We start from the raw sequence: 5,679 nt of genomic DNA, 5'->3' as shown, positions 1-5,679 counted from the left end.
CGCGGCCGGTGGCACGCCTCCGCCGGCCGTGGCGACGGCTCCGGCCGCCACGCCCACTCCGCCTCCGCCCGCGGCGGAGGTGAAGCCCGCCAGCACGACGCCCAACATGGGGACGGCGGTGGCGCGGGTGGATTCGCGCAACCATCGCAAGACGGGCTCCAGCGGAAGCCGCGGCTCGCAGCGGGATGACGACGACGGCGACGCGATCACCGTGTCGAAGCCTTCTTCCTCGTCGTCTTCGTCGAACTCCGGGGGCGGGGATGACGACTTCGACGAGCTGTTCGGCACGAAGAAGACCTCGACGACGAAGCCCGCGACCAGGACGACGGCGACAGCGTATATCCCGCCTGAGCCGGGAGGCGGCACGCTGGAGCGCCTGCAGCAGTCGGACATCATGCAGGTGGTGCTGAGCAACAAGCCGTCCATCGTGAAGTGCGTGAACGAGCAGAAGCAGAAGGACCCGTCGCTCAGCGGCAAGTTGGTGATGCGCTGGACGGTCCAGACGAGCGGCAGGACGACCGCCGTCTCGTGCCGCACGGACGAGTTCCGCTCGAGCTACATGGCCACGTGCATCACGGGGCTCATCAAGAGTTGGTCGTTCCCGAAGCACCGGAAGCAGGGCGACCCCATCGACTTCCCGTTCACGTTCTGAGTTCCAGGAGCGACATCGCCGTCACATATGACGGCGATGTCGCTGTGACGTGCGCCTCGATTGTGCGCTTTCGTGAACAGTGAATTTCCCTGGGTTGGAGTCGTAGGAAGGTCGGTCGACACTCGTTGACACGTCTGGAGCGAGGGGACTAAAGCCCGCTCGACTTCAAACCCGGTGTCTGGAGTCAGGTGGCCGGAGACACCGGGCGACGTACCCCATCCAGGAGGAAGTTCCGAATGCAGCTGCGCAAGATGATGGTGATGCTCGCCGCTTTGAGCTCGATGAGCCTGGCCCTGACGGCCTGTGGCGATGACGCGACGACGGCGGAGACCTGTACGTCGGACACCGACTGCTCCTCCGGTTTCTGCAACACGGCCGCCGGCGTGTGCATGGACACCTGCGAGAGCGGCTCGGACTGCCCCGACGCGGAGAAGAACTGCGCCCCGCTGGCCGGTGCGACGAACACGCAGAAGGTCTGCCAGTGCCAGACCAACCAGCTGTGCAATTCGGACGACTCCACCAGCCTGGTCTGCGGCACCGTGTCCAAGCGCTGCGAGGAGCCCGGCTCCACCCCCGCGGGCTGCACCAAGGACGCTGACTGCGGCGCCGGCAACACCTGCAACACCACCACGGGCGTGTGCAGCCCGGCCGCGACGACCTGCTCCGGTGAGGGCCAGGCGACGTGCGCGTACGGCAGCTACTGCAGCGGCACCACCTGCACTGCGGTGCCGGCGCCCACGTGCGAGAACTTCGATCCTACCAAGGGCGGTAAGACGCCTGTGTGGAACGCCGGTACGTCCACGGGACCTATCATCTACAGCGTGACCAAGGTTTCCGTCGGTACCGACAGCTTCTGCACGTCGCCTTTGATCACCTTCAAGGCTCAGGTGAAGGCCTACATTGACTCCGATTCCTCCGCCACCTTCCCTGCGCAGAGTTCGGGGTTGCCGGGCCTTCTGTATGTGACCGTGGACGGCGAGGAGCAGTCCGGAATCAACCTGATCCGGCCCTCTCAGTACTCGACGTCAAACGCTGGAAAGACGGCCCAGTTCACCATGAACTTCTGCCGTCCTGCGGATGCCACGACGCTTTCCATCGGTCTGTACTTCACGGGCGGAAACGAGATCTGCGGTCAGATCACGAAGTAGGCATCCAGCATCCGGTTGCAGACATTGACGCTGCCTCGTCCCGCTACAGGGACGAGGCAGTGTCATTTCTGGCCTCAGAGAACACTGCTTCTAGAAGGGCGCTTCAGGCACAGGTTGAATCAATTAAGAGTTCCTCCGTCTTTGTTGAGGGCAACATTGATGGGTCTGCGGGCTTCCGCCCGAAGGAAGGACAAGCTTATGTCGGTGAATGTGGTGACTCGCTTTGTCGTCATTTCCCTGGTTTCAATTGCCGCCCCCAGCCTTGCTTCGGAGGTGCAGCTCTCGTGTCCGGCAGGCACCGTGCAAAAGGGGAAGACGACCAAGAATGAATCCGTCTACTGCGTCAAGACTGCCTCAACAGACATCAAGCCGAAGCTGCATGGGCCCTACGTGGATTTCTGGCCCAACGGGCAGAAGCAGTCGGAAGGGCTGTACCTCAACGGATTCCGCTCGGGACATTGGACGTATTGGGATGCCAATGGCGTGAAGACCGGGGAAACCGAGTTCGTCGCAGGCGATTATCACGGGGAGCGCGTACAGTACTTCGCGAACGGCAAGCCCAAGATGATCGAGCAGTACCGGAATGGAATCCGGAATGGCACGGTCCAGGAGATGAGCGAAGACGGCAAGGTCGTCCGTGAGAGCCACTTCGAGAAGGGCAAGGAAGTCGCCGCCAAGTAGCCAAGCGGACGTGGTCATGAGGGCCCCAGCCTGCTTCCCGGGCTGGGGCCCTTCGTATTGCGGGGCTTTCCCTTGGCGCTCCGGCCAGCTAGGAACAACGCTGTGAAGGCCCCCTCCCTTGTTCCAGTCCTCTCCGCTGTCCCTGTCTGCACGGTGCCGCAGATGGGATTGCGTGAGCTTGAGCGTATCCGGCTCATCCTGAGAGGTGGCTCGGTCATCGACTGGCGGCGCATGCACTTCCAGACGCGGGACGAGGTGGACCGGTTCCTGCGCCTCTGTCAGCTGGACGTGTCGCGGCCCTATGACGATGCCTGGGCGCGGACGGTGCTCGCCGATGCGGTGGAGTACCTGCGCAAGACCTTCGACTACCGGGTCGCGGACGCAGTGGCCCAGCCGGAAGAACTTCATGACCTCTTCCTCTTTGCCTCAGGGGCCAAGGGGCTTGCCCGCTATCGGCGGATCGCCTGCATCGTCCTGAAGGTGATGCACGTCATCCAGCACATCGAAGGGCGCGACCTGCTCTTCCGGCTGGCTGCCTCCGAAGCCGAGCTGGCGGAGATGGTCACGGAGAAGGTGCTGGGCGTTGCCCGTGAGATGAAGGAGATGGGCCTTCCCATCGTGGAGTTTGCCCACTCCATCAAGACGCGGGACTCACTGATCACGAAGCTGATCGCGAAGAAGGAGACCGTGGCGGCACAGGTGTACGACCGCACGCGGTTCCGGGTCATCACCCGCAAGCGGGAGGACCTGCTGCCGGTCCTCTACTTCCTGACGCAGCGCCTGTTCCCCTTCAACTTCGTCGTCCCGGGACAGACAGAGAATACGCTGCTGCCGTTCAAGGGGCTGCTGGAGGAGAACCCTCACTTCGAGCAGTTCATCCCTCAGCTCCACCTGGATCGGGACTTTGAGGACCGCGAGGATCGGGCGGGGAACGCCTTCTCTGGGAGCTCCTACCGGGTCCTCAACTTCGTCGTGGACCTTCCGCTGCGGATGGACCCCTACCTGCCTCCGCCTGAAAGTGACACCCGCCCTCGGAAGGGACGGGTCACCTTCGCGCTTGTCGAGTTCCAGATCGCGGACGAAGAAACAGCCCGACGCAATGAACTCGGGGACAACGCTCATGAAAGCTACAAGCGACGCCAAAAACGGCGCGTCCTCAACCGGCTGAGCCGAGGACTTGTTGTTCCCAAGCGTCAGGGATGAGCAACATCACTAGGGATGAACCGACCTTGATGTGCCACTCGCGCCTTCTGAACCCCTGCGCGAGTGGCTCATGGCTGCCCTCAGTCGTTGAGCCTGAACGTGTAGACGTTTGCTGACGACGCATCCTCTTCGACAAAGGAAATGAACGGTGTGCCTGACGTGCTCAGTGCCAGGGATGGCTCTGTTGCGGAAGTGCTTGTCCCGGTCAAGGCAGTGAGCGGATAGCCGATCGACTGCCATTGATTGGAGATCCATCGACTGATGAGAATGCTTCGCTCCGATGCGATGATTCCGCTCCACGCGAGCGTGTGAGGAGCTCCTTTCATCATACTCATGACTGGCGTGGTATTGCCTGTCGTGGAAGTGCTGACGAGTGATGGAGTCGTCCATGCGTTGCCTTCCCAGCGCGCCCAGTAGACCTGTCCATCAGACGTCGGCTGATAAGCTGACTCGACCCAGGCAACCCAGGGCCGTCCGTTGCCATCAATGGATATCGTCGGTGTCCATGCCAACGTCCCCAAGAGCCGACCGCCTAGGGGCAACCCGTCATTCTCAACGACGGCGACTTCACGAGTGCCATCACCTGTGCCACTGTAATTGAAAATGGTGTAGGCTGTGAAGGTTTGATTTCCTGAAATCAAGGCAGCGGGGTCGTACGTTCGGGTGTATCCGCTGGGGACCGGCAATGTCGAAAGCGACCAGGAGGAAGCTCCCCCCGTGAGCCGATAGTGTCTGACAAGGCCTTCGCCCTCATTGCTGTAATTGGCGTACAGGCTTAGCGTCCCTGATTCCTCAAGGCCCAGGGTCGGCAAACTGAGAGACTCCGAGCCGGGATAATAGGGGAGGACAATTGAAGGCAGCGCCTCCCATGTGGTGCCATTCCATGCCCTGGAGAAAATGCTGTTGATTTTTCCATCCCCCGAGGCTTCATGCCATGCGACAACGGGGCGATTCGACTTGTTGATAATCAGCGTAGGGTGACCAGCGTCGGTTCCTGCCGCACCCAATCCATTCAGTGCGCCCCCCAGGAGGGTCCATTCGGCTCCTGTCCAGCGAGCCACATAGACGTTGCGGGCGACGCCATCGCTTTCCGTCCAGGCAATGACGGGTTGATTTTCAAGGTCGAGCTTCAAAACGACTTCATTGGCGGGCGTTGTCCCGCTCACCGCGCTGAGGGCACCACCCAATGGCAGCCACGTTGGCACCGAGAAGGACCAACTCGGGGTGCTCACTAGGCCGTTTCCTGCCAAGTCCGTGATGATGCCTGCCGCAGCGGCGAAATCGACCTGAACGGTGCTCGGCGCCGACAAGGCGCTCAGTGGCGTCACCGTCAGCGTCCTTGCATCCGCGGACAGGGCAACGGATTTGGAAATGGCATTTCCGGTGCCCGTCTTGAGCCCCACCGCCGCCTCCGTCACCGAGAGTGGATTCATGGGTTCACTGAACGTGACCTGGATGGCCTCATGGACCCCCACGGTCGCCGCATCCCGGGCGGGCAGGAAGGACGCCACGGTGGGCGCGGTCCGGTCGACGATGACCGTTCGTGCCGTACTGGTGAAGACCGCTCCACCTCGGGTCGCGCGGATGGACAGTTGGTACGTGCCCTCGGCCTCGGAGGTGGTGTCCCAGGTGAACGAATAGGGGCTCCCCGTGGGCTTCACCAGCACGGTGGCGTCCTTCAGGAGCTCCACCTGCTCCGCCGCGCCTCCTTCCACCGTGAACTGGAGGAGCAGGGGGCCTCGCGTGTACGCCTTCCCAGGCGTGGGCACGACCCAGTTCACCACCAGGTCGCCGGGCTTCCCGACCGTCACCGTCAGCGTGGCCTGCTTCGTGACCGTGCCGCTCTTGCCCTGGAGCGTCAACGTGTAGGCACCGGGCACGGTGCCCGCTCCCACACGGATGCTCAGGGTCGCGCGCGTTTCTCCCTTGGGCAGTGTGAGTGCCTGGAGCTCGATGCCCGCGGGCGGGGACACCAGGCTCCAGGTGACGGCACCT

At 62.5% G+C, this 5,679-nt stretch carries 5 protein-coding genes; 4 read left to right on the top strand and 1 reads right to left on the bottom strand.

The window, feature by feature from the left end:
* The 4 genes from ACLEQD_RS35335 to ACLEQD_RS35320 form a co-directional block, all read left to right on the top strand.
* A partial coding sequence (locus ACLEQD_RS35335; protein WP_410390173.1) for an AgmX/PglI C-terminal domain-containing protein occupies positions 1 to 652 on the top strand: 652 nt, incomplete at its 5' end.
* 236 nt (positions 653 to 888) lie between these two features.
* Entirely contained in the window at positions 889 to 1,800 is a 912-nt protein-coding gene (locus ACLEQD_RS35330; RefSeq protein WP_410390172.1) for a hypothetical protein, read from the top strand.
* A gap of 198 nt (positions 1,801 to 1,998) precedes the next feature.
* Complete coding sequence (locus tag ACLEQD_RS35325) at positions 1,999 to 2,481, top strand: toxin-antitoxin system YwqK family antitoxin (RefSeq protein WP_410390170.1); 483 nt, start codon at positions 1,999 to 2,001, stop codon at positions 2,479 to 2,481.
* A 102-nt stretch (positions 2,482 to 2,583) separates the two neighbouring features.
* Positions 2,584 to 3,684 carry a TIGR04552 family protein gene (locus ACLEQD_RS35320; RefSeq protein WP_410390168.1) on the top strand — a complete coding sequence of 367 codons (1,101 nt, stop codon included), beginning with the start codon at positions 2,584 to 2,586 and terminating at the stop codon, positions 3,682 to 3,684.
* Between the two features lie 80 nt (positions 3,685 to 3,764).
* Here ACLEQD_RS35320 and ACLEQD_RS35315 read toward each other — a convergent pair.
* On the bottom strand, positions 3,765 to 5,679 hold a 1,915-nt coding region (locus ACLEQD_RS35315), incomplete at its 5' end, for an Ig-like domain-containing protein (protein ID WP_410390166.1).

Origin of the sequence: Corallococcus sp. 4LFB (assembly GCF_046520365.1) — a bacterium.
Classification (GTDB): Bacteria; Myxococcota; Myxococcia; order Myxococcales; family Myxococcaceae; genus Corallococcus; species Corallococcus caeni.
Note: the sequence above shows the minus strand (reverse complement) of the source record. Positions and strands in the feature narration are given on the sequence as shown.

Coding starts and splice junctions, on each gene's coding strand:
- ACLEQD_RS35330 (WP_410390172.1), top strand. CDS start 889: ATGCAGCTGCGCAAGATGATGGTGATGCTCGCCGCTTTGAGCTCGATG.
- ACLEQD_RS35325 (WP_410390170.1), top strand. CDS start 1,999: ATGTCGGTGAATGTGGTGACTCGCTTTGTCGTCATTTCCCTGGTTTCA.